The following is a 25,333-nucleotide window of genomic DNA, read 5'->3' as shown; positions in this document are numbered from 1 at the left end:
TAAAAAGTAAAATTATTCGACATAACAAGGAGAGTTTTAGATGATACCCGTAAAAGGTTATGCCGCTCAAAGTGCAAAAGCCCCTCTTAAACCTTATTCATTTGAGCGTCGTGATGTTGGAAAAAATGACGTTCTGATTGACATCCATTATTGTGGCATCTGCCACTCCGATATTCATCAGGTAAAAGATGAATGGGGAGGCTCCTTATTTCCAATGGTTCCAGGTCATGAAATTGTTGGTGTAGTCAGTCAAGTAGGTCCTTCGGTGAATAAGTTTAAAGTCGGCGACCACGTTGGTGTAGGTTGCTTTGTTGATTCCTGCCGACACTGCGAAAGCTGTCATGAAGGAGTGGAACAGTTTTGCGAAGAAGGAATGACTTTAACCTATAACAATCTGGAAAAACGCAGTGGCAATTTGGCTCAAGGCGGCTACTCTACCAAAATTGTTGTTGACGAAAACTATGTCCTAAAAATTCCCCAGAACTTACCTATGGATGCAGCAGCACCTTTACTGTGTGCTGGAATAACCCTCTACTCGCCCTTGAGGCATTGGCATATTGGTCCCGGGAAGCGTGTAGGTATTTTAGGCTTGGGTGGACTTGGACATATGGGAGTCAAACTAGCCCATGCAATGGGAGCTGAAGTTACCGTTTTGAGTCATTCGCTCAGTAAAGAAGCCGATGGTAAACGCATGGGAGCCGATCATTTTTTTGCTACATCAGAACCTCAAACCTTCCAGAAGTTAAACAACTATTTTGATCTCATTATCTGTACTGTTTCCGCCAAAATTGATTGGAATGAATACATCCAATTACTTAAACGCGATGGAACTATGGTTGTTGTTGGGATTCCGGAAGAATCTATCCCAATCAATGCATTTTCCCTGATAGCCAAACGTAGAAGCCTGTCTGGGTCAATCATCGGAGGGATTAAAGAAACTCAGGAAATGCTCGATTTCTGTGGCAAGCACAACATCGTGTCGGATATTGAATTAATTCCCATACAACAAGTCAACGAAGCGTATGCACGTGTTCTAAAAAGCGATGTCCGCTATCGTTTTGTCATTGATATTGCCACTCTATGAATTTGTAACCTGAAGTGCCCCGTCATCCCTCACTAAGTTCGGAATGACGGGAGCCACTGTACCGCACCCAAGCTACGGTACCGCATTAAGCGACGCAGTTCCAAATAAGCTCAAAATTAAAAATGCCAGGAAAATAACGATAAATAAAAAGAAGAGTACTTTGGCAATACTGGTTGCCGTGGACGCAATGCCGCGAAAACCAAATAAACCTGCAACAATGGCGACTACCAAAAAAATGAGCGCCCACTTTAACATGATGATCTCCTTATCTTAATCGATAATTCTTACATTTTGAGTATAGTCGAAAAAGTGGGGGTAATGAAAAGACTGTAGGATGTAGGCTGGTTATAGGAAACCGTCATGCCAAGCATGGCGAAGCATCTTCTATTGTATAGTTTGTGCTACAGCTATGCCCTAGATGACGAGAGGAGCTTTCGGTACGTCGAATTCAAATCATAAATCGGTGGCAATGGGATTAACACCAATATTGGGATTGATACCGCAATCATCAAGAATTTTGAGTAAATTATTCCCTTTTTTGGTTAACCGTTTGATGCAATACTCTTCAAGATAACTTTTTAAAATGTATTCATAATCAGGCAAGGTGAGAATCTTGAGTATTTTTTCTGCCATTTCCAAATGGCGCTCATTGTTATAATTACAGGCTTGAAATAAAACGCCACCTAGCATTGCGGCAATACTGGCTTTACGCAGAGGATTGGCCAAATAAAAACGTTGAATGCATTCATCTATAGCTCGTTCTTTATCCCAGGCTACCCACTCATCATAAAAGGTCATAGCAGGTTCGAAATTAATAAAATCATTTTTTTGTAACTCTTGAATGGCATAAGCAACGGCAACAATCGCCTGTATATTGGCCCAAGAACAATTGCCACTAATTTGCGAACTAATTGGCATTTTGGCGATGGGAATCAACCCTAATTGTTGGTTAATTACTTGATGGAAATAACGTCTCGGTTGTTTTTTATAAAGAAAATCCTGCAGAAAATGAACATTCAAGGCTTCGGGATTACTCATTTTATAGATATTAACACTCCCCTCCTGTAAGCTGTTTTCACCGCGATCAATTTTAGCCCACCACTGACCAAAACGAATAAATCCCATGGCATGTCCACGACTGGCTGCGGGAAGAATCAACATCGGTGCTTTTAAAAATTCCTGCACCCGTCGCATTTGTTGTTCGTTCAAATAAGGCAAGTGCTGATATTGTAAAAGCTCCTCTGCAAGCGTAAAGCCATCGATAATAACGTAGGCCAATGGAAAATAGTCGCGTAAATGGCGTGTTGAATAGCTGCTGATAAAACGTCTTAAAGCATCCCTTATCACGGCAACAGTAAATTCAAGGATAAAACCTTCATAATCCAGTTCAATAAATTCACCCTTGGCATTTACTATATCAACATCCCCTTGCAACTCAAAACGATGCCCAATAAGTTTGCCGTTAATGAAATCAAGGGCAAAATCAAGTTTAGCCCCATATTGATAGAGTAAACGTTTGAGCGTCTCTTGGCTGCGCAATACTGGATAAACCAATACAGAAAGTCCATTGCGCGTATATGCATTGGGATCTGCACCACTGTTTAATAACAATTGCGCCATTTCGACATCATTATTATCCACTGCCCAATGTAAAGGAGTACGCCCGGTCACGTCGGATTTATTCACATTGACTTTCCGAACAATTAATTGCTCAGCAATGTGGGTTTGGCGTGTAATAGCGCACTCAATTAAGGGTGTAAAACCATATTCATCAATGTCATCCAACGATTCCCCTGCTCGAAGATAAGCTTCAAAATCAGGCATTCGATGGCTGATTATGTCACTTGCAATTGTCATTAAGGACCTCTAGGTTTCGGTGTATTAGTGAATCGAGGCATATTACCTAAACGCAGTTGTTTTTCTTGCTCCTGATTGCGTCGTTCATTATCGTATTCGCGTCGCGCATCCGTATTTAACGGAGGTTCAGGATTTAAAGGTGCATCAATGCCATCAAAACGCTGACTGTCTAAGGCTGGATGTTGCAAAATATTATTTTGCAACTCCCCTTCAAGACCCGGTTGAGCCTCATTATTGGAGTGTTCACGAGCTTTCACCGACGCCATTCGTCGCTCACCTTGCTGTTCAGCCAGACGCCTCTGTCGCTCCATAGCTTTAGTTTCCACAACTAAAAAGGAAGAGCTTTCCGTACGAGTGAATACGGGAAGATCCGATACTCTTTTAAGTAAAACATACACCGCAGCAACACCACCATCACTAGGCTTCGCGCTATGAAACGCAATGACCTCTTGGATTTGCGGTAACCAGTGATTCACTAAATTCTTTAGCAGCGGAGGAGCATTTCTAGTACTTTGTGTACCATGAACAATAAGTATGGATTGCTTATTCTTCTTCACTTGTTTTTGAATAAATTCCAGCAAAGCCTGACGCGCATCCTCTGGCTTTAAATTTGAAAGATCCAGTTTTGCTTCCCAAGGAATTTGCGCAGTTTTTAATTCATTAAACCGCTTACCAGAAACATTGGGTGTAACATAAGCTAAAATACTACTCGCAAGAACAGGCTCTTCAATATCATCGGTTAAATAATATTCATTTAGCATAGTTTAAAATCCAATCATGTTAATCAAAGTATAACTTAGGTTGCAAAAAGTAGGAGGATTTTTTTAAAGTTCTGCTTATTGTACAAAAACTGTGATTCTTGAAGCCTGGATGTTTTTTAGCCCGGATTAGCGCCGCGTAATCCGGGTTCTTTTGACGTCATCCCGAGTGGCACCAGGGACCTCTCGTCATCATACAGAGTACTGCGTAGATCCCTAACTAGCGTTCGGGAAGACGGGCCCATCATCGAGGCTACAATACCGCACAAAATATCTTACAAAAATTCTCTTTGCAAAATTTCAGCAATTTGTACTGCATTGGATGCCGCACCTTTGCGAATATTATCCGCAACAACCCACATATTTAATCCATTAGGATGAGAAATATCCTGCCGAATTCGCCCAACAAACACCTCATCATGCCCTATAGCGTTTTTAAGAACCGTGGGATAACTTGCCTTACCCACATTATCAACGACCTTCACTCCTGGAGCTTTAGAAAGAATCTTACGCGCCTCGTCTGCAGTTAAAGGCTTTTTTAATTCCAAATGAATGGCTTCAGAATGGCCGTAAATAACAGGTACTCTAACTGCAGTAGGATTGACCATAATGCTGTCATCTTCCATAATTTTACGTGTTTCCCACACCATTTTCATTTCTTCGCGGGTATATCCATTCTCTTCAAACTGATCAATATGCGGAATCGCATTAAAAGCGATCTGTTGTGGGTACACATTGATATTGGCAGGCCGGCCATTCAAAAGATCGCCTACTTGCGAAACAAGCTCACTAATCGCTTTCTTTCCCGTACCAGAAACTGATTGATACGTCGCCACATTAATTCGAGCAATTCCTACCGCATCATATATAGGCTTTAGGGCAACTACCATCTGAATCGTAGAGCAATTGGGGTTGGCAATAATGCCTCTATTTTTATAGTCAATAATACGGTGAGGATTGACCTCGGGAACGACTAAAGGAATGTCCTCTTCATAACGAAAGCAAGAACTATTATCGACTACCACACATCCACTTGCAGCAGCTTTGGGTGCATACTCTTTAGATACAGAACCACCTGCTGAGAATAAAGCGATATCCGCTTTACTGAAATCAAACTCAGCCAGATCTAAAACATCAAATTGTTCATTTCTAAATTCTACTGTTTTACCCACAGAACGAGAACTTGCTAATGGATAAAGATTTTTTATAGGAAACTTTCGTTCTTCCAATACGGTTAGAAAAGTTTCACCAACTGCCCCAGTAGCACCAACAATAGCTATATTTAATTCTCTGCTCATGATTAACCTCTTCTGAATTCTTTTATCATTTTTTCTCCATGGGGGAAGGGAAATAATTAAGGAGGGTTTAGGATAATGCCTTATTTCTCAAATAGTGATCCATCAGCACCAAAGCCATCATTGCTTCAGCTATAGGCACAGCCCTAATTCCTACACAAGGATCATGTCGTCCCTTAGTCACTACAGTCACTTCTTCCCCAGAAGTATTGATCGTCTTTCCTGGGGTAATAATGCTTGAAGTAGGCTTTAATGCAATACTTACTTCCACATTTTGTCCTGTAGAAATACCACCCAAAATTCCACCAGCATTATTACTAAGAAAACCCTGACGAGTCATTTCATCCCGATGTACAGAACCTAACTGATTTACCGCCGCAAACCCTGCTCCCACTTCGACGCCTTTAACCGCGTTAATTGACATCATAGCATAAGCTAATGTTGCATCCAGTCTATCAAATACAGGGTCACCTAATCCTACAGGCATATTTTTTGCGATCACTTTAACCCGGGCGCCCACTGAATCGCCTCGACGTCTTAAGTGTTCGATTGCCTCCTCAAGATCCTGGATTTGAGTATTATTTGGGCAGAAAAAAGGATTATTAGGGATCTCCGCCTCATCAACAAAGTCCAGAATCAAATCGCCCATTTGCTGTAAGTAACCCACGATTACCAAATTTAAATGACGTTGCAAATACAAACGCGCAATCGCGCCAGCGGCTACGCGTGCCGCAGTCTCTCGCGCTGAAGAACGTCCGCCGCCGCGATAATCTCGATGACCGTATTTATGATGATAAGTAAAATCTGCGTGGCCTGGTCGAAATAAATTTTTGATTTCTTCATAGTCCCGAGATCGTTGATCGGTATTATGAATCAATAAGGCAATAGGCGCACCTGTCGTTTTACCATCAAATACACCAGAAAGAATTTGTACTTTGTCTTCCTCACGGCGTTGTGTTGTATATTTGGATTGCCCTGGCTTGCGTTTGTCCAGAAAGGGTTGAATGTCTTCTTCCTGCAACATGAATCCGGGTGGGCAGCCATCGACCACACAGCCAATAGCCGGCCCATGGCTTTCACCGAATGTTGTTACCGTAAATAAAGTTCCAAATGTATTACCGGACATTAAAATACTCGTCTAGCTGCTGCTTGGTTAATAAAAATACACCTTGTCCGCCATGGCTCATTTCAAGCCAAGTAAAAGGAACATCGGGATAGGCTTCGCATAAAGCCTCCTCACTATTCCCTACTTCTACAATCAGGACACCCGCTTCATTTAAATACTCAGATGCATTTTGCAGAATTGTTTCAACAATAGCTAATCCATTATTGCCAGTTTCCAAAGCTAAAACAGGTTCATGACGGAATTCATCAGGTAAAGTCTGCATCTCTTCCTTACCAACATAAGGAGGATTACTGACAATTAAATCATAGCCTACCTTTGGTACTTTGGAAAAACAATCAGACTCAATCAACGTCAGTTGCTCTTCAACCCCTAACTGTTCGCGATTCCTCGCAGCAACAGCAAGTGCTTCACTAGAAATATCAACTGCATCAACCTCTGCCTCAGGAAAAGCATAACAACAGGCAATCGCAATGCATCCGCTGCCCGTACACAAATCCAAAATCCGATGGACTTTTTCCGCATCGACCCAGGGAGAAAATTCATTTTTAATCAGTTCTGCCATTGGTGAACGAGGGATAAGAACTCGTTCATCCACATAAAAGGGAATATCACAAAAATAAGCTTCTTTGATTAAATAAGGCACTGGTACGCGTTGATTAATTCGCTTTTCCAATTGATGGTGTAAATATTTTTTTTCACTGGTAGTTAAACGTGCATTAAGCCAATTGGGGTCTAAATCATAAGGCAAAGACAAGCTTCTCAGGATTAATGAATGCATATCATCCCAAGCATTATCGGTGCCATGGCCATAATATAAATTCGCATGAGTTGCACAGGACACACTAAAACGTAAAAAATCCAAAATTGTGACTAATTCTTCCGTTTCCTTAAGTATATAATTGCTCATAGGGGGTCAATTCTCATCCAGAAAAAGTACAAATTGTACCCTATGTTAATCAACAAAAGTAGTTGTATGTTTACCTTGATGAAAACTTAGATTTGAATGCAACACAGTCGCAACGGGATTCTTTTACCGTCATCCCCCTCTTCATCAGGGATGGCGGGTTCTTCTATACACTTTATATTTCATAGCCAGGGGTGCAGCACAGCGGAACCCGGGTTATACTTCAAATATCATTTATTATTTTTACTAAAATATGGCTGACGATTTTTTGTCCGATGAAGACAAAGCCTTGTTTCGCGAACACATGCGTTCTGTAAAACCATTGAAGAAACAATCAAAGCAGGTCAAAGTGGCTCAACCCAAGCCTTCAGTTCCACCTAGAAGAAATACCCCCCAAGTAACACAGGAAAAAAAGAAGTATTACTTATCCGATATGATTGTTGACACGGTTCTTTCAGAAACCATTTTATCCTATTCTCATCCCAGCCTTGCCAGCCAAAGATTTAAAGCATTAAGACATGGCCAAATCCCATGGGAAGCCCGCTTGGATTTGCATGGACTAAAAAGTGAAAATGCCCGCGATACCTTATGCCAATTTATTCAAACCCAGGCAGAAAACAACAGCAGATGTATTTTAATTATTCACGGTAAAGGTGGTTACCAAGGTGCACCCCCGGTGATTAAAAATTTACTCAATCGCTGGCTGCCCCAGTTAGATGAGGTTTTGGCTTTTCACAGTGCCCTACCCAGGGATGGAGGAAGTGGTGCAGTTTATGTGCTGCTTAAGAGAAACAGATAATTACGGCATCCCAAGCCCGCCGAAAGAACCCCACCTTGTATCACCCCAATGCCATGAGGAGACCTCTCGCTTGCCTCAGGATAACCGTAAAAGATCCCGGGTTTCGCGTCATGGCGCCCCGGGTCCATAGAAAATAGTTCTGTGACTTGCGTTAATGCCTCATTCTGGTGATAATTCCCACATTAATAAAATATCCAAGAGAGAACATGGAACACTTTAGTCAATTTATTATACATCATTGGCAGCTATGGCTGGCCTTTATCGTGATTTTATTATTAACTTTTATCAACGAATTAATCACCCAAAAAAGGAAAGCAAAGGAGTTGACCCCTCAAGCCGCTGTCGATTTAATCAATCATGAAAATGCGGTGGTCGTTGACTTGCGAGACAAAGAAGCCTTTTCGAAAGGACACATAATTGATTCGATCCATGCTAAAAGCGAAGATTTTGAACAACAGAAAATGGATAAATATAAAAATAAACCCCTTATTCTGATCGCCTCACGAGCTTTTGATGCTCAAACTGTTGCCAATAAAATTCGTGCTCAGGGCTACCAGCCTCATGTATTAGGTGGTGGAGTCGCTGCTTGGCAAAATGCCGAGTTACCCTTGGTTAAAGGAAAATAAATTATGGCTGAAGTCATTATTTACAGTACCGGATATTGCCCTTACTGTGTCCGAGCCAAAGAGTTATTACAACAAAAACAGGTTTCATTCACCGAAATTCGTGTTGATGTGCAACCCGAATTACGTGATGAAATGATAAGCAAAAGTGGCAGACGTACTGTTCCGCAGATTTTCATTAATGGCCAACATGTGGGTGGCTGCGATGATTTATATGCCCTGGATGCTCAGGGGAAACTCGATAAATTACTAAGAGGATAACAATAACATGAACGATCAAGCTAACCAGGCGCAACAAAATCAAAATGAAACACAATTCATGATTCAAAGGATTTATACTAAAGATTTATCTTTTGAAACGCCTAATACCCCGGCTGTATTTCAGCAACAATGGGAACCTGAACTTAATCTTGAACTCAATACCACCAATACAAAACTGGAAGAAGGTGTTTTTGAAGTGGTATTAACCGTTACTGCCACAGTAACCAATAACAAAACAACTGCGTTCCTTGTTGAAGTAAAACAAGCGGGTATTTTCACCATTCAAGGTGCTCCAGCGAATCAACTGGATCATTTGTTAAACAGTTTCTGCCCCAATATTTTATTCCCTTATGCTCGTGAAGCAATTACATCTCAAGTAATTCGTGGTAGTTTCCCACAACTGGTACTGGCTCCCATTAATTTTGATGCGCTGTACATGCAACAACTTGCAGAAAAACAAAAAGAAGGCAAAGCTTAAAATTACAAGTGCACTAATAAGATAAACAGGGTGCAGGCGAAATTGTATAACATAAGTAAGGAATTTCCCTTCTTCCCCTAACCGGTCATCCCCAGTTCAACGAGGGATAACGAGGACAAAGAGAAGAGGCCTATGCGGGCAGATGAGGTATCATTAACCCTCACCCCTGCCCATCTCCCGCTTAGGGAGAGCGGATTCCTTAATTTAATGATAGTCAAAACCCTGCTTCCAGCTCTATTTAACCCCTATTCAAGAACATAAAATGAACCAAAAAACCATTGCTATATTAGGTGCCGGCTCGTGGGGCACTGCCGTTGCAATTCACCTAGCCAAAGCGGGTCATCGTGTTTTGTTGTGGGGGCATGATCCACAACACGTTGCCCTGATGAAGGGAAAAAAATCAAATCCAAATTATTTACCGGATATCACTTTTCCTGATACTTTGGAACCCTTGGCGGATTTGGATCAATGCATCAATGAAGCCAATTACGTCATTATTGCTGTTCCTTCCCATGCATTTGCAGAAATTATTGCAAAAATTAAACAGTCACCTCAAGGTTTAGCATGGCTAACTAAAGGTATCGACCCACAAAGCCATCAATTATTAAGTGATCTGGTGAGTCAAACTTTTGGTGCTACTTTTCCACAAGCAATTATTTCAGGGCCATCGTTTGCCAAAGAAGTGGCTCACTTTTTACCTACAGCGGTCACTTTAGCCTCCAACGATCCGCACTATCAAAAAGATATCCGCGAACTACTTCATCATCACAACCTGCGTGTTTATCTGAGCGATGATATGATCGGAGTGCAAATTTGTGGTGCGATAAAAAATGTCTTGGCTATTGGCTGTGGAATCAGTGATGGTTTAGGTTATGGGGCTAATGCCAAAGCGGCATTAATAACGCGTGGTCTGGCAGAAATGGAGCGTCTTGGACTTGCTTTAGGTGCACGTGCAGAAACTTTTCTTGGTTTGGCTGGCGTTGGCGATTTAGTATTGACCTGCACCGATGATCAATCGCGAAACCGTCGCTTTGGTTTACTTTTAGGGCAAAATATCAGCATCAACGATGCAGAAAAGCAAATTGGCCAAGTTGTGGAAGGAAAATATAATGCGTCACAAGTCTGCTTCATCGCCAATCAATATCAAGTGGAAATGCCGATATGTGAACAAATTAACGCACTGTTACAAGGAAAAATTACTCCAAAACAGGTAGTGCAAAACCTAATGAGTCGTCCACCGAAGGAAGAGTAATTCTCTTTTAATTCCCTCAACCCTTGCCCCTCTCCCGAAGCGGGACAGGGGATTGTTGTAATGGCCTCGCTAATTTCCCTTCTCTTCAAGGGGGAGAAGGTGTCCGTCAGGGCGGATGAGTGATACGTTCTATTTAATTCCTAACATCCACAAGCTCAATATCTTCCGATGCCAACTGCTCACCCAAAAATATCTCGCCTACAATCTGGAACCGTTTGATGGAATCAGTTACTAAATAATTTACTTTGCGATTCAAGGAAGGGGTATCATTCAGTAAATCCTGCTTTTCAAGCAACTGATGCAATGCCCGCGATGTGGCATGTGCTGAATCCACTATAGTTACACCTTGCGGTAATAAACTGTGCAGCAAAGGCTTAAATACTGGGAAGTGGGTGCAACCCAACAAAACTGTATCTTCGTTAGTAAATCCATCAAGATAATGTTTTAACGCTTCACGTGCTACCTGATTATCCACCATACCTTCCTCAGCCAGGGCAACCAAGACACTGCACGCACGCGTGTTTATTACTGCCTGCGGTAGCTTTTGGATGATGAGCTTCTGGTATGCGTTCGATGCAATCGTGGTTTCAGTCGCTAAAACAATAATACGTTTGTTTTCAGTTGCCGCAACAGCTGCTGCAGCACCTGGAGCCACCACACCAAGCACCGGCATATCGGGTAGCATTTCCTGCAAATACGGCAATGCCGCAGTAGTTGCGGTATTACAGGCGATAACTAAAGCCTTAATCTGCCGCTCTACCAGTAATTTTGCCATTTGCATTGCATATTGTTTTACAGTATCCGGGCTTTTAGTACCGTAAGGCAGCCGGGCTGTATCCCCTAGATAGATAAACGATTCTTGCGGCAAGCCCTCTCGCAATGCCCGCAAAACCGTTAGTCCGCCCATCCCAGAGTCAAATACACCAATCGCCAGTTGGCTTGAATTCAATTGAATCCCCCTTGTTGTTAGTCGTCATCTCCGCCAAGACTTAAAGATGGAGAGCGAGGTGCTTGTTTTCTTTGATCCTGAAGAGGTAATGTAGCAATATCATGCGGCCTACCCTCGTCCATTTGTTTTCTAAAGAGACTGGTGGCATTTACCACACCTTTATCGACTTGATCTCTTTTCTTTGGATTAACCATTGTCTTAAACTCGTTTTCAATCTCCTCAACAAGCCCTTTGGCTGAACCTTTGAATACTGTATTATAAAGAGAGTCTTTAGTAAAACTTTTGCCGCGTATTCCACCTAACTGCTTATCCTTACCCTGATCAGGTCTCCACGCACAAGAACCTCTAAATTCTATCTTATCCATTGAAAATTTTGGGTGATGTTCTCCTAGAACACACACTGCAGTCCATAAATTGGCTAATTCTCTCTCCTTGCCATGCACCCCTCTTAATCTTATAGGGCTTTTACCATCCCAATCTTTTAACAGCTGTTTTGCTGCCTCCATACATTGTTCTGCCAGATAGTTTTTGTCCTTAGCAACTATTGGCAGGCCGACACTTATAGGTTTAGAACCGGAGGTGCTAGGTTTACCCTCAGGATGATAATTTACAGTAACACGGGCTTGCCCATTGAGGTCATCTATCTCATCAGGTTCACCAGGTCGACCGCGAGCGGGATTGTCTTTTTTGTGAACTATATCAGCCTTGAGGACATTACCTTTTTCAGGTATTTCGTGAATTTTATAGTTAGGAGAGCTTTCATCAACGTTAGTAGTGGCGGTCGTTGTGCCTACATTTGCGCTGGTTTTTGATTGAAGTAATGCTGATTTTTCCTGGCTTATGGGAATTACTGAATAAGTGACAGTTGCTTTTTCCACCTGAACAGTAGCCTTACCCTTCATCACTTTATCAATGTTTGCTAAAGCACCATCTTCGCCGTTTATCTGTTTTTTTAATCCTTGATAAAATTTCAACTGTGTCTTAATCTTTGTTTTTTCGCTAGTTAATTCCTCATGCAGCTTTGTTAATTCTTCTTGTTTAGGTCCAGGAGCAATAGGCAGGGGTATTTGATCCAAATATATCTGAAGTTTGCGCTGAGCACCCGCTAAATGCTCTATGATCGTATCACATTGTTTTCCCAAAGCTTCATATTTCCCTTTCATTTCATTAGCTTTGTTCTTCGCTTTTGCTTCATTTGCTCCGCTAAATAAATTTGGAAGTAATGTAAGATCTTCCTGAAGATTTTTTAGATATCCTTTATGTTTTTCAATTGTAGGACTGGAATCTTGTATTCGTTCTAAATCTTCGTTGATTTCATTTATAATTGTCTCTTGTTGCTCGCGATTACCCAGAAGAACCCGAGCTCTGGTGCCTTTTAACTGCTCATATACTTCTGGTGTAAACTCTCTGCTCAACTCTTCCTTCATGGCCTGTTTCACAGGATCACTTGATGCATCTGGAATTAACTTATTAAGAAAATCATGGGTACTAGAACTTACAGGAAATGTAGCAAAGTAAATATCTTTAATATGAGCCGCAGTATCCATATTAACAGTTGTTCCCTTTATCGAGACAGAAGTTGGTCCTCCGACTCTTAACAGAATCTCTACAAACTCTTTCTGGGTTTCACCCAAACCTCCGGCACCTACGACAGCAAGTGCAGTCAGCAGATGTTCGTTAGCATGGTGCTTTGCTTGAGCATTAACAGCTATCGGATTAGGGTTAGGGTCGTCACTAAACTTAGTAGCTTTTTCATCTTCAAAACCAAAAGCTTGATAAAAGGCAGCATCTTGGGGGGCGTTCTTTCTGGTAAAACAGGCGGTACTAATCGCATCAACAACGGCTTTAAAATTGGCTTGAGTGGATATATCCACTGCCGGATTATTTTTTAGGTGATCATTTATATCTTTAATCATAGCGGGAGTCGGAATAATAGGAGGATCAATCCCCATCAAAACCTTGGCTATTTCAGAATTATGGATTTGCTTAAACAGAGCAGCTCGTTTATTTTCCTCAACTAATCGTGTAAGATTAAGCGGCCCCCCTTCAGCATTTTTAGTTCCCAAATAATATTGAAGCTCTTCCTTGTTTTTCGCACTGATTAGCAGCTCATGCTTTTTAGTTTTATCTATGTCTTTTAATATCTCAATTTGTTTTGCATCGGGAAGTTGTTTAAATACTGCTACTAATTCCTTGTGGGTAACAGGTTTTCCTGGTCCTGCATCTAGACGAGATTTTTTAACTTCTGCTTCAAATTCTTTCGCGCGCTCATTTCGTTGAAAAGCAGCTACCTCCGCAACCACTGCTTCTCTAAGCTCAGGTAAGTCCTTCTCCTGCACAAAATCAAAAGAAGCCACTCCAGGTATCTTTTTCGCGAGCTCTTTGCGGAAACTCTCTAGATTTGCAGCAGCTGTCTGAAGTTCATCTAAAGGAGTAGCACCACCTGCAGCTATTGCTTTAATGGCATTCTTTGTTAAAGCGACTTTGAACGTGGCTAGGTTGGTATCTGTTACAGCCAAATCGATGACGTCATTATCATTAGCCTTGCCGATAAAGGCTTTTAAATTTGCTTTTAAGTTAGCTGCCGTTGTGTCATTCAACGCAGCAACGAAATTTCCATCACTGATAGCTTTATTTACAGTTAATACCCTTGCTTTCACATACTGTTCACATAAGGATTGTTGATAACTCGTTGCAAGGGCCTCTTTTTTGTCTTTAGGCAAGCCCGCGATTGTTGTCTTATACGGGTTCTGAGGATCCTCTTTCAAATTCGGATGCGCCGCTAAGTTGGTTGTAAATTTTTCTTTATTAGCCTCTTTGAGAATGTCTCTCATTGATGATTGCAAAAGCTCCGCATCTGTAACACTGCTTTTGAATTGTTGCAGTTGTCTTTCAAACTCAACTACGGCAACTGCAGCAACAACTTCCGTCTTTGAATCCAAAGTCAAAGCTGCAGTTAGCTCTTCTAGTGTTTTTCCTTGAGGGGGAGTAATTCCTCCTGCTTTAAGAAGGGCTTTTGCAGCTATTTGAAAATCGCCTACAGTTGTTGCATTGACTAGATCATGGAATAATTTAGGGTTCGTGATCTCACGCTTGTCTATTAATTTTATTAACAACTGAGTTGCTGCTTCAGTTCTAACTCGAACCAAAGAGTCTTTAGTCAGTAGGCTCTCATTGGTTGTTGGAGTCCATCCAGGTAACCCGGTGAGATTAAGTCCAAGATGAGTTTGTTGTGATTCTATGTAGTCTCTAAGTTCTTTTCCATTATCTGTAAAACCAGTAGTTAAAAGACTAACCAAAACGTCAGATTTCGCGCTAGTTAATGTAAATTTAACGCGTTGTTCGGCAGCTGCTTTCCTCATATTTTTCAGAGCTTCTTCATCACTTGTATTTAATGAATTACCGCTTCGCCAAGCATCATGCTCAACCAGATCTTTAAGGTTTGTTTTATCTATTTTTTCCCAAAAAGTTTTATGAGCAAGTACGGCTGTTTCAAGTGCTCCTATGGTACCCGCTAACAATAGTGCATTTAAGGCTTCATCTCTTTCACTGGATGGAGTAAATTTGCGTAAAGCATCGGTATTTTGTAACGCAGCTAAAAATTCTTTATTTATGTAGGGCATAATCACACACTCCGCAAACCATTATGTTTTTATTTTAAACTTATTTTATTAAAATAACCTTAAATTTCATCGCCTCAGTATATCTTGCTTGTATAAAGGCGGTAAGATGGACTAACGTTATAAGATTATTATAGCAAGATTAAAGGATTAAGTGTGAAAATCATCCTAACTGGACTATTATTTGCAGTGATAAATGGGGTTCATGCTCAAGGTTGTGTCATTGGGGAAATCCCCTCACAACCGCGTTATGTGTGTTTTGATGGCAGAACATTGCAACTTGCAGAAGACGGTCATTACCGCTGGAACGCGAAAAGAGGCTGCTTCGTCAGCGCCGTCCCCTGTTGTGCCTATAAGGCCACCCATTACGCCTTTTACCCTAACCCTGCCAAAATTGGCGCCGCATACGCCCGATGCCGTCATGACTACCCCTTCCACTTGGGAGAAATGCAAACCCATTAGCAAAAAGTCGGACTACACATCTGCATACGATGTAGTTTGAGCCTAAGGCTTAACCTTCATCGTTTTTAGCGAACCAGAGTGGTGCCTGCGCAACATAGCTCTTGCTCTTCAGAGCGCATGCGCCGTGCTTTCTCGCTATCAGAAAAACAAGAGAAGAATGAAAATAAACTGTGCTCCTTGGGCTTATTTTGCGCCATAGCCTGGTTAATCATGGTATTGGCTTCCCATTGGGTTGAAGTCCAACCATATAATCCGCGTAATTGGCGAATAATCCATAATCTGCTACGTAGCTGGCGTATATATTTCACGCCAGCAGCCTCTTCTTCAGAGGAGTTACCATTTATATCGTCCTTTAATTGTTGTAATTGGTCATTAAAATCAGGGCGTCCCTCATTCAACTGAATAAAATGCTTCATGCATTCAAGCGCCAAATCCTTTTTAAATTTCAAACCAAACTGATGATCTTCACCTATTTCCGTCAAAATCTGTTTAAAATCTCCATAATCCATATTCTCTCTGATTCTTTCTAAATATGGGTTTTTAAAATGATACGATCTAATGGTTAACAAGAACTCACTTTTGTACTCTTTTGCGTGTTGCGCCTCGTTTGTCAATAAATGTTTGGCGATTAACACGCCATTGTTTTGTACTGTGTCTTGATCTCTCTGTTGCGCTTGAACTCTTTCCAATGCAATATCTAGAGGAGTCTTGCCCGCTTTGTTTCGTACATTAATGAATTCGCCAAACATTTCTAAGGTTTCTTCATACCGATATTCGCCAAGCTTAATTGCAACATGTAGCGGCGTATCTTCAGGATCAAATCCATCTTCATTTTGAGATAACTCTTTAAAACGAGCAATTGAGTCCTGGACTTGCTGCAGGACCCTTTGTGTTGCCCAACGCGTGGGAATGATTTCGTTTACTAAAGCAAGTGTTTGTTGTTCATCTAATTGACTCACATAATTACGAAATTCTTGGCTGGAAAACAATACAGCGCGCAAACGCGCAAGTCTGGCAGTAGTAGCCTGGATCATCAAGGCAACTTGCGCGCGCTCTGAGGCTTTGCTCATATCAGCACATTCATATAAAGTCTGCTGAATGAGCTCTTTAGGCATTAGAATATGTTTAACAAAGGATTTCCATTTCGCTTTGATAAAATTAGGATTATTCCCCAATTGAGAAAAGGCATTGATTTCAGAATAACTACGATACTCCTTATTATCAAAAGGATTAGCAACATAACCAAATTTCGTAGGCCAATAGGCGTTGCATGAAGTGCTTAAACACATGAGCGACTCAAGATCATCCACAGTGATATCAAATGCATGAGGACCATGGAATAAATGGAAAGGTCTTCTGGTTTTAAATCCCATGATGCTGTCTACAAACATTAAATCATGATCGATTTTGAAAAATACCGCATGGGGCCTGCCCCCACGCTCTACCAAATAAAAACCATAATTTCCTTTATGTAAATCATCCTCTTCCAGGGTATAAGAAGTCGCAAAGATACTGGCCAGTGATTCATAATCAATGGTTAATTGTCCAGCCTCCTCAGCATTCACTAAGTCTGCAAAAAATCCTTGCGGAAGTTTATCAAGGAAATAAATAGGTATTTTGGTGGAGTCTTCCACTTTCTTAGGAGAGCAATCACACCCATCATCCGTTTTTTTTAAGGTATAAAAATGATGTTCTAAGCCTTCCCTATTGGCGATGACATAACACAGATGCTGGACTGCCAAACCTAGAATACGATGGTCTTCATTAACCACTAGATTATTAGCAGGAGTGAGTTCAGGTAATAGAAAAAGACGAGCCAATTGGCCAAACATTACTTCAAGACGCGACAACTCGGGTAACCCGTACTTATTTTTTTTATAAATAATTCTGTAGGGCAAATTTTTGTTATCGGGAGGAGTATATATGGCATTGAGAAACGCCACATGCGCGGTTGCTTGTGTCGCTGGACCTTTATTTATGTCTTTAATATGAAAAAATTCTGCCATACATCAAAGGAAGCCAAAGGATCACATAAGGAAATCAAATTGTGTGAAATTTTAACATAAGTCCAAAAAATATCAATTATCTTCGATGCTTAGACTGTCATCTTGTGAATCAAAATCTCCAGCACTATTCAAACGAATTTGTAAACCTACATTATTCTTCGAGTCGGCATATTTGATCGCATTTTCCTTGGAAATTACCCCAGTTCGATATAATTTTAATAAAGCCTGATCGAACGTCTGCATACCTTGCTCCGTACTACGCTCCATCGCTTCCTTAATGTCATCTATTTTGCCTTTCTCGATTAAATCAGATACATAGGGAGTGTTTAATAAGAGCTCCACAGCTGCCACACGTTGATTATTCACCCCTGGGACCAGCCGCATCGATATAATGGCTCGCAAATTAAGGGATAAATCCATCAAGACTTGTTTTCGTGCGTCTTCTGGAAAAAAATTAATGATACGATCCATCGCTTGGTTCGCATTATTAGCATGCAAAGTTGAAATACATAAATGCCCTGTCTCTGCATAGGCAATGGCATGTTTCATGGCATTACGCTCTCGTATTTCACCGATTAAAATCACGTCTGGAGCCTCCCGCATTGCATTGACTAAAGCATTATCATAACTCATCGTATCAATGCCCACTTCACGTTGATCCACTATGGATTTTTTATGTTGATGAATAAATTCTATGGGATCTTCAATCGTTAAAATATGACCGCTTTGATGTTCATTCCGATAATCGATCATGGCGGCCAAAGTGGTTGATTTTCCCGAACCGGTAGCACCCACTACAAGAACTAGCCCACGTAACTCCAACACGATTGTTTTTAAAATAAGAGGTAAATTTAACTGCTCAATTGAAGGGATTTTATTCTTGATGTAGCGCACCACCATTGAAATATCACCACGCTGACGAAATAGATTAATTCTGAAGCGTCCAACCTGGTTAATAGAAAGCCCCATGTTCAGCTCCATAGTGGCCTCAAATTCTTTACGCTGATCATCATTCATCAGTGATAAAGCAATTTCAGCCATTTGTTGCGACTTGAGAGGTGCCTGCCCCACCGGAGAAATAACTCCTTCAATTTTAATATTAGGTGGTGCACCCACACTAAAAAACAAGTCTGAAGCCCCTCGATCGACCATTAATTTAAAAAAAGGAGTTATGTCCATATATCACCTTCGTATCCTTAGAAACGTAACCCGGGTGTCACACAGTTGCCCTCCCTTCTCCCATTTATGAAAGAGAGGATTCTTCTTAACTTTAAGGCAACACTACTGTGCTGCATCCAGGTTACATCAATCCATTTAACTAATCACCAAATCACGTAATCTTCGATTTTCCAACTCACTGTCACACGTCTGTAAAAAAGCGGCCTTCGCATTTTTTGCAGCTTCATGATGCACAGGCATTAACGCAACGACCTCGCGTAAGCGAGTTAAAAATTGTGTATGCTCCTCTTTAGTATATTCTAAAGACGTCTGTTTGGGTGGAAGAATTTCCTCTTTTGTACTCTTCTCTTCCTCACTGACCAATTTAGGACTGAGATCAAGCATCTCTTGAAAGTAATTTGTATTATAAGGAGCCATGGCCAAACGCTCTGCCCCATCATTCTGACCTGGGGTTGCATTCCAACGCTCTGCCGCTTCAATAAATTGTTTTATTTTTTTAGGATCTAAAAATTGAGCATAACGAACTACTCCCGCGGGAAACTCTTTTCCTAGATGATTTCTGACTTCAAATCCTTTTTCTTTTAATGTGCCCATAAAAGTAGTTTCAAAACGAGCAATTCCTCTCGCCTGCGGGTGAGTGACCACATCCAAAGCAATAATCCGTTCATCAGGTGCCTGAGTACTCGTGGGAGACAATCCTCCATTGGTACCTTTCAAATAGCGAACGTAAATCGCATAAGTTACCGGATTCTCACCTTGTTTTGCTGCACTTTTTATCTGACGCTCAATTTGCTGCAGTATTTCTTCCAGCTGTTCGCCGGCCTTGTCATCCTGTACAGGGATAAAATAATCCACATCACGTAATACCTTTGGAAAAGCGACTTGTGGATGGGTAATATGGTTTTCAAAATCAACTATGGGCTTGGTGCCACGACTTTCAATCGTTTCAGCGGCAGCAATTAACATGAATTGGGGTAATAAACTTCTTAATTCTGAATTCACTAAAAAATTCATCAAATCCGCCCCCAGCCTTAACTCCAATTCTTGAACAAAGGAAGTGATTGAAGGCGCATAAGTCGCTTTGCTGGATTGGGTTGGTTTCTCTGTAGTAAAATTCCACTTCCGAACTTGCCATTGGTGAATGTGTTCGCTCAGTTCAGAATCAGCAGAACTGGGCATTCCTATAAAACTCACATAGTGATTGTTTTTTAATAGGTCGCCCAGTTTGCCTTTCATTTCTTCTGTGTTATGAAACAGTTCTACCGTTTCAAGTAAATTAAAGGCCTTCACAGCACGCAACTTCACACTCAGAACAACCCCTAAAAAACCACTGTTTGCCGCACGTAAAGTCTCAAAATCGGGATGCTCAGGAGTCAGTTCACGAATGGTTCCATCCAAATCGCACACTCTGATTGATTCAATCAGGCCACTTACAGCAGGTTCATCACGCCCCGTTCCATGCCCACCAGGAATAGATAATCCTACAAGACTCGCCCAACTCAGCATACTGAGTGTCGATGAAGATAAATTATTCTTTCGTAAAAATTCTGCGTATTCAGCGATCTGAGTTCCTGCGTTTACTTCCACGAGCATCGCTGGAAGTTGATGAATCGGATTGTCAGGATTAATCCATGACGGCTTGGTATCAAGAGGTCCTAATACTTTGGCTTTATGATATTTCTTTTTAAAACGAATAATAATGTCCGTCCCTTCGCTTTGAGGTGATGCTCGCCCCCCTACTACTTCCGAGAAAGAAAAACTGCCTCCATATTCTTCATCCTGAACTTTAGACCAAGGAAATAAACAACAATCTGCATTCTTCTTATCTTCCCAACCGGCACTCGCTCTTAAGGTAATCTTATTCTGTGGCGTCCGTTTATCATTCATCTTCTTAACTTCTTTCATGATGAGTTGAACTTGCGCTTCACTCTCAACATCAACAACCACCGCAGTGGGATTCCTCACATTCCCCATAAAATTGGACCAACCTTGACTGTGAGAAATTTTGTTGCGAGTTAACATATCCATAAAGTCACGTTTTAGCTGGGTGGGAAAAGTCATCATTGCTCCTATGTTGGTTAGTTTCAATACGATAAAGACTGTGTCTAAAACTCTTAAAACGTTTACAACGAAGGCTGCTTGTGTAACCTGGGTACGACGAATGTCCCCGTCATCCGAGTGCAAAAGGTCCTCATCCTAGCGTGGTGCTGCAGTAGGAATCCTTGGTTGCATTTGGAATGACAGTGAATTATTCGTTTCGCTTTAATACCCGTTGCAGATAGGACTTACATTTTTTCCAAAACTTCATGTAAATATTTGACGGGTTCGATAACCATTGAAGAATCGTGTTGTTGCTTGGGCGCATTAGCAAAAGGGACTATCGCTCGTTTAAATCCGTGTTTTGCTGCTTCTTTTAAGCGTTCCTGCCCACTTTGTACTGGTCTGATTTCACCAGCAAGACCCACTTCACCAAAAATAATCGTTTCCCTGTCAAAAATCCGATTACGCAAACTGGATACTACCGCAGCTAATAATGCAAGATCTGAGCCAGTTTCTGTCACTTTCACACCGCCGACTACATTGATGAAAATATCTTGATCATAAGTAGCAATTCCTCCATGTCGGTGTAGGACAGCAAGTAAAATAGCTAAACGATTGGATTCAAGACCCACGGTCACCCGTTTGGATTGCTGCCCATGTGCTTCATCAACCAAAGCTTGTACCTCGACTAACATCGGGCGAGATCCTTCCCAAGTGACCATCACGGCACTCCCTGAAGTAGGTTCTGGCTGGCGCGATAAAAAAATTGCCGACGGATTGGCTACTTCTTTTAATCCTTTGTCGGTCATCGCAAATACCCCCAGTTCGTTGACTGCGCCAAAACGGTTTTTAATGGCGCGAATCACTCTGAAACGGCTATCGCTTTGGCCTTCAAAATAGAGAACACTGTCCACCATATGCTCTAAAACACGGGGGCCGGCTAGAGCTCCCTCTTTAGTCACATGCCCGACTAAAAACACTGCGGTCTGGGTGAGTTTAGCAAAACGAACTAATTGAGCTGCCGATTCACGTACCTGACTTACCCCACCCGGAGCAGAGCTTATCGTCTCTGTAAAGATAGTTTGGATGGAATCAATCACAATCACCTTAGGATTTTCTTTTTGTGCGTGTGCAATAATCGATTCAACCTGTGTTTCTGCTAAAAGTCTTAATCCCGCTAAAGGTAATCCAAGACGTTTGGCTCGCATGGCTACTTGTTGTAGGGATTCCTCACCCGTGACATATAAAACAGTTTCCTGCATGGAAAGGTTAGCCAAGGTTTGCAATAACAAAGTAGACTTACCAATCCCTGGATCGCCTCCGATAAGAACCACTGAACCATAAACCAAACCACCCCCAAGAACTCGGTTGAGCTCTGATAAACCGCAATCCATACGCACTTCTTTATCCATAACGACATCTTCTACTGCAGTAATTACAGAGCGTTGATTCACCCAAGACCCGCTGCGTGAGTTACGATTCATCGGGATACCTTCTTCCGCAATCGAATTCCATGCGCCACAATGGGTGCATTGTCCCGCCCATTGTTTAGAAATCGCGGCACATTGACTGCATACAAATTGGGTTTTTGTTTTCATGCTTATTCCATCAAATTCTGTTGGCGCTAATATACACGATTTATCTAAAAGCAAAAAAGAGCTTCGGTTGCGGCTTTGCCTTCGTCAAGATTTCCAATTTTCATTAAAATTAATTCACGTACATTGAATCCTGAGAACAACTCAGTATAATCAGTACATTTTGAACAATCAGGACAAAATCTATGAGCCAGGACATGCATTTTGAACAATCGATCATGGAGCTAGAAGAAATTGTCAGGCAACTGGAAAAAGGAGAGCTTTCCCTGGAAGATTCGCTCAAACAATTTGAAAAAGGAATTAGTCTGGCCAGACGATGTCAAGATGTGTTACAAAAGGCCGAACAAAAAATAGAAATATTAACCTCTGCTGAACCCAGCTCGGATGAACAATTAAGTGATCAGTAATTACATACAACGGCATGAAGAGTTTCTTAGTCAAATCATTAATGAATCTTCGGTACCAGCAGCAACAATACGTTCTGCAATCAATTACTCTCTTTTCCCTGGCGGAAAGAGAATTCGCCCAATCCTGGTCTATTTAACCGGGAGCCTGCTTGATCTGGATCTAAAAATTCTGGATGTGATTGCTGCGGCTATAGAATTGACTCATTGTTATTCTTTAATTCATGATGATCTTCCAGCTATGGACAATGATGATCTCCGTCGGGGCAAGCCGAGTTGTCATAAGGCCTTTGATGAGGCAACTGCCATCTTAGTGGGTGATGGCATGCAAGCCTTAGCCATTGAAGTATTATTAAATCATCTTTCTCTTCTGCTGCAACCCAAACAAGTCATTGCCATTACGCTGGAGCTGGTTAAAGCCAGCGGCATTAGTGGCATGGTGAGCGGGCAAAGTTTGGATTTATCGGAGTTATCCAAATCATCGATTAGTGAAGAACAACTGAGAGAAATTCACTATCTTAAAACCGGACGACTTATTTTAGCGTGTATTGAAATGGTGCTTAATGCCCATTCTTCCATCTCTGAAACCGATAAGGCCGCTTTACGCACTTATGCCAGCCATCTAGGCATAGTTTTTCAAATGCAAGATGATTATCTCGATCGTTATGCACCTGCTGAGGTATTGGGTAAAGGGCGCTCCTCTGATTTGGCGAATCAAAAAACCACCTTTGCAGCGCTTTATACTCAAAATAAATTAGAAGAAGAAATCAGCAAACATTATCAAATTGCCCTGGATGCATTAAAAATATTTGATCAAAAAGCGTCTACCTTGATTGACTTAACCAAGAAATTACAAGAACGTAGTAAGTTGGATAGGTAACCTGGTGCAACTGCGGATTCTAAGTATCAAAATCCAATGCACCAGTAAACTGCTAGGTATTTATCTCTTTGGCCTAACGATTTGGGAAATGGGTATCATGGTTTCGATTCCAAGTTCGGTTTTTCTTTGCTCCCCTTTCCAGGCATGACCGTATACCACTTCGTAAGTCAGCGGATATTTCCCTCTATCCGTTTGCAGGGTGGCATAATTTTGCTCAAAACGTCGCCAAGCTGTTTTCCCCGTTAGCCCCTGATTTCTTTGCGGGTTAATGTTTTTTACTCCCTGAGCTTTCAAAGCCTGCAACAGCTTAGGGAGCGTTTCATAATGCACCGACAATAATTCCATATCCATTACTGGTTCTAAAAAATGCTCTGCCATCAAGCAATCACCCACGTCATGCATGTCAGCAAATTCATTGACATGAGCGTAAGGATTCACTCGCGCCCAAGCCTGCTTCAATTCTTTAAATGTATCAGGGCCCAAAGTAGTGAACATCAAACAACCATTGGCTTTCATGACTCGATTCAATTCACGAAAAACAGGTGTCAAAGAACCACCCCAGTGAATCACTTGATTGGCAAAAATTAAATCAAACGCACCTGTAACAAAAGGCATACTTCGCATATCTGCAGCCACTAAAGGCCACTTCCGTCGCCACCCTTGTTTTTTTCGCGCTTCAATCAACATAGACTGTGCTAAATCCAAACCTACGATCTGTGCTTTCGGATAGATCTTAGTCAATTCATAAGAAAAAAAGCCAGGTCCACATCCAAGATCCAGGATACGCTGAGGTTTAATGTTCAAATACTGCAAACGCTCTAATAAACGCACCCCAATTTCTTGTTGTACTTTGGCAGCAAATTCATATTCAGAAGCATGTTGATTAAATGTCTTGCTAATTTCGTAGATAACAGCCATTATAAAACCAGGAAAAATTAAAGGAATCCAACACTTGTGCGCCAGAAAATATGGAGTTTAACACAAAGTTTACGCTTGTACTCAATATGTACTTTATGTAATCAATTTCATAATAATAAAATGGCAGTTTGTACCTCTTGCATTGAATTCATGCCTTATCTAGGCCCTGCGTGCCAACAGTGTGCTTATCCTTTACCGGATACCCATCTGCAAATGTGTGGCCGTTGTATAAAAAAAGCACCTCACTTTGACTGTGCCTATATTAATTATACCTTTGAAGAACCGCTCCGTAGTCTTTTACATCAATTTAAATATCATGAGGGGCTTTATCTAGGCTCTTTTTTAAGTCATTTAATGATTAATTCACTGCCAAACTTTGAAAATCTACCTCAGTGTTTAATCCCAGTTCCTATGCATCCACAACGAATTAAATTACGTGGGTTCAATCAGGCCGCCGTTTTGGTTCGTTTGTTGGCCAGAAAATTAGGCTTGCCTTACGATGTAACCAGTTGTCAAAAAATTCGCAATACTGAACCCCAAGCAAGCCTTGATGGAGAACAAAGACAAAAAAATTTACGCCATGCCTTCAAAAGTAAAAAACTTCCCTGGCAGCATGTTGCGATAATTGATGATCTCTTAACAACAGGAAGCACAGCGAATGAACTGGCATTCACTTTAAAAAAATCAGGGGTGAAACAGGTGGATATTTGGTGTTGTGCACGAACCGTAGGTAAATTGTCGACAGATTAACTATCAAGAAATCGCCTCTACCATTCGAGGCAGAGCGACAGGGTCGTTTGACCTCGTCATTTCGAGATAGCGAGGAATCTCCTCGTTGTAGAA

General features: G+C 41.4%; 22 protein-coding genes. 9 read left to right on the top strand and 13 right to left on the bottom strand.

Annotated elements, in window-relative coordinates; translation table 11 throughout:
* Positions 1-40 precede the first annotated feature (40 nt).
* Positions 41-1,084 carry an NAD(P)-dependent alcohol dehydrogenase gene (locus OQJ26_RS13250; RefSeq protein ID WP_265704239.1) on the top strand — a complete coding sequence of 348 codons (1,044 nt, stop codon included), beginning with the start codon at positions 41-43 and terminating at the stop codon, positions 1,082-1,084.
* 72 nt (positions 1,085-1,156) lie between these two features.
* On the opposite strand, the gene OQJ26_RS13245 is transcribed toward OQJ26_RS13250, so the two are convergent.
* The 6 genes from OQJ26_RS13245 to prmB form a co-directional block, all read right to left on the bottom strand.
* Positions 1,157-1,339 carry a DUF1328 domain-containing protein gene (locus OQJ26_RS13245; protein WP_265704238.1) on the bottom strand — a complete coding sequence of 61 codons (183 nt, stop codon included), beginning with the start codon at positions 1,337-1,339 and terminating at the stop codon, positions 1,157-1,159.
* A gap of 198 nt (positions 1,340-1,537) precedes the next feature.
* A complete protein-coding gene (gene ankH / locus OQJ26_RS13240) occupies positions 1,538-2,941 on the bottom strand; it encodes a Dot/Icm T4SS effector AnkH/LegA3 (protein ID WP_265704237.1) in 1,404 nt (467 codons plus the stop codon).
* Positions 2,941-3,702: a Smr/MutS family protein gene (locus tag OQJ26_RS13235; RefSeq protein ID WP_265704236.1), complete on the bottom strand. Its 762-nt coding sequence runs from the start codon at positions 3,700-3,702 to the stop codon at positions 2,941-2,943. The genes ankH and OQJ26_RS13235 overlap by 1 nt, the downstream gene beginning before the upstream one ends.
* Before the next feature lie 272 nt (positions 3,703-3,974).
* The gene (locus OQJ26_RS13230; RefSeq protein ID WP_265704235.1) at positions 3,975-4,997 is read right to left on the bottom strand and encodes an aspartate-semialdehyde dehydrogenase; all 1,023 of its coding nucleotides are present in this window, start codon (positions 4,995-4,997) and stop codon (positions 3,975-3,977) included.
* 67 nt (positions 4,998-5,064) lie between these two features.
* Positions 5,065-6,120 (bottom strand): chorismate synthase, encoded by a 1,056-nt coding sequence (gene aroC, locus OQJ26_RS13225; RefSeq protein WP_265704234.1) that lies wholly within the window; start codon positions 6,118-6,120, stop codon positions 5,065-5,067.
* Complete coding sequence (gene prmB, locus OQJ26_RS13220; protein WP_265704233.1) at positions 6,110-7,027, bottom strand: 50S ribosomal protein L3 N(5)-glutamine methyltransferase; 918 nt, start codon at positions 7,025-7,027, stop codon at positions 6,110-6,112. Before prmB ends, aroC begins: the two co-directional genes overlap by 11 nt.
* A gap of 250 nt (positions 7,028-7,277) precedes the next feature.
* Between prmB and OQJ26_RS13215 the strand changes: the two genes are divergently transcribed.
* From OQJ26_RS13215 to OQJ26_RS13195, 5 genes are all read left to right on the top strand, one after another.
* The gene (locus OQJ26_RS13215; protein ID WP_265704232.1) at positions 7,278-7,823 is read left to right on the top strand and encodes a Smr/MutS family protein; all 546 of its coding nucleotides are present in this window, start codon (positions 7,278-7,280) and stop codon (positions 7,821-7,823) included.
* Positions 7,824-8,029: 206 nt separating this feature from the next.
* On the top strand, positions 8,030-8,449 hold the full coding sequence (locus tag OQJ26_RS13210; protein ID WP_265704231.1) for a rhodanese-like domain-containing protein: 420 nt from the start codon (positions 8,030-8,032) through the stop codon (positions 8,447-8,449).
* Between the two features lie 3 nt (positions 8,450-8,452).
* Positions 8,453-8,707, top strand: coding sequence for a glutaredoxin 3 (gene grxC, locus OQJ26_RS13205; RefSeq protein WP_265704230.1), 255 nt, complete (start codon positions 8,453-8,455; stop codon positions 8,705-8,707).
* Between the two features lie 7 nt (positions 8,708-8,714).
* The gene (secB, locus tag OQJ26_RS13200) at positions 8,715-9,185 is read left to right on the top strand and encodes a protein-export chaperone SecB (RefSeq protein ID WP_028381197.1); all 471 of its coding nucleotides are present in this window, start codon (positions 8,715-8,717) and stop codon (positions 9,183-9,185) included.
* 262 nt (positions 9,186-9,447) lie between these two features.
* Positions 9,448-10,437: an NAD(P)H-dependent glycerol-3-phosphate dehydrogenase gene (locus OQJ26_RS13195; protein WP_265704229.1), complete on the top strand. Its 990-nt coding sequence runs from the start codon at positions 9,448-9,450 to the stop codon at positions 10,435-10,437.
* Between the two features lie 133 nt (positions 10,438-10,570).
* On the opposite strand, the gene murI is transcribed toward OQJ26_RS13195, so the two are convergent.
* From murI to radA, 6 genes are all read right to left on the bottom strand, one after another.
* Positions 10,571-11,386 (bottom strand): glutamate racemase, encoded by an 816-nt coding sequence (gene murI, locus OQJ26_RS13190; RefSeq protein WP_265704228.1) that lies wholly within the window; start codon positions 11,384-11,386, stop codon positions 10,571-10,573.
* Between the two features lie 17 nt (positions 11,387-11,403).
* A complete protein-coding gene (locus OQJ26_RS13185; protein WP_265704227.1) occupies positions 11,404-15,009 on the bottom strand; it encodes a kinetochore Spc7 family protein in 3,606 nt (1,201 codons plus the stop codon).
* Between the two features lie 524 nt (positions 15,010-15,533).
* The gene (gene ankK / locus OQJ26_RS13180; protein ID WP_265704226.1) at positions 15,534-17,474 is read right to left on the bottom strand and encodes a Dot/Icm T4SS effector AnkK/LegA5; all 1,941 of its coding nucleotides are present in this window, start codon (positions 17,472-17,474) and stop codon (positions 15,534-15,536) included.
* A gap of 72 nt (positions 17,475-17,546) precedes the next feature.
* Positions 17,547-18,653 (bottom strand): PilT/PilU family type 4a pilus ATPase, encoded by a 1,107-nt coding sequence (locus tag OQJ26_RS13175; protein ID WP_265704225.1) that lies wholly within the window; start codon positions 18,651-18,653, stop codon positions 17,547-17,549.
* A 135-nt stretch (positions 18,654-18,788) separates the two neighbouring features.
* A complete protein-coding gene (locus OQJ26_RS13170; protein WP_265704224.1) occupies positions 18,789-20,717 on the bottom strand; it encodes an FAD-binding oxidoreductase in 1,929 nt (642 codons plus the stop codon).
* A 221-nt stretch (positions 20,718-20,938) separates the two neighbouring features.
* Positions 20,939-22,291 (bottom strand): DNA repair protein RadA, encoded by a 1,353-nt coding sequence (gene radA, locus OQJ26_RS13165; protein WP_265704223.1) that lies wholly within the window; start codon positions 22,289-22,291, stop codon positions 20,939-20,941.
* A gap of 182 nt (positions 22,292-22,473) precedes the next feature.
* Here radA and OQJ26_RS13160 point away from each other — a divergent pair, with 182 nt between their 5' ends.
* Complete coding sequence (locus OQJ26_RS13160) at positions 22,474-22,695, top strand: exodeoxyribonuclease VII small subunit (protein ID WP_265704222.1); 222 nt, start codon at positions 22,474-22,476, stop codon at positions 22,693-22,695.
* A complete protein-coding gene (locus tag OQJ26_RS13155; RefSeq protein WP_265704221.1) occupies positions 22,685-23,572 on the top strand; it encodes a polyprenyl synthetase family protein in 888 nt (295 codons plus the stop codon). Before OQJ26_RS13160 ends, OQJ26_RS13155 begins: the two co-directional genes overlap by 11 nt.
* 60 nt (positions 23,573-23,632) lie before the next feature.
* Here the strand turns inward: OQJ26_RS13155 and bioC are convergent, their stop codons facing one another.
* Positions 23,633-24,490 (bottom strand): malonyl-ACP O-methyltransferase BioC, encoded by an 858-nt coding sequence (bioC, locus tag OQJ26_RS13150; RefSeq protein ID WP_265704220.1) that lies wholly within the window; start codon positions 24,488-24,490, stop codon positions 23,633-23,635.
* 36 nt (positions 24,491-24,526) lie between these two features.
* Here bioC and OQJ26_RS13145 point away from each other — a divergent pair, with 36 nt between their 5' ends.
* The gene (locus tag OQJ26_RS13145) at positions 24,527-25,240 is read left to right on the top strand and encodes a ComF family protein (RefSeq protein ID WP_416209963.1); all 714 of its coding nucleotides are present in this window, start codon (positions 24,527-24,529) and stop codon (positions 25,238-25,240) included.
* Positions 25,241-25,333 lie beyond the last annotated feature (93 nt).

It is taken from the genome of Legionella sheltonii (assembly GCF_026191355.1).
Classification (GTDB): Bacteria; Pseudomonadota; Gammaproteobacteria; order Legionellales; family Legionellaceae; genus Legionella; species Legionella sheltonii.
The sequence above is the reverse complement of the archived record's forward strand: the minus strand, read 5'-3'. Positions and strand labels throughout refer to the sequence as shown.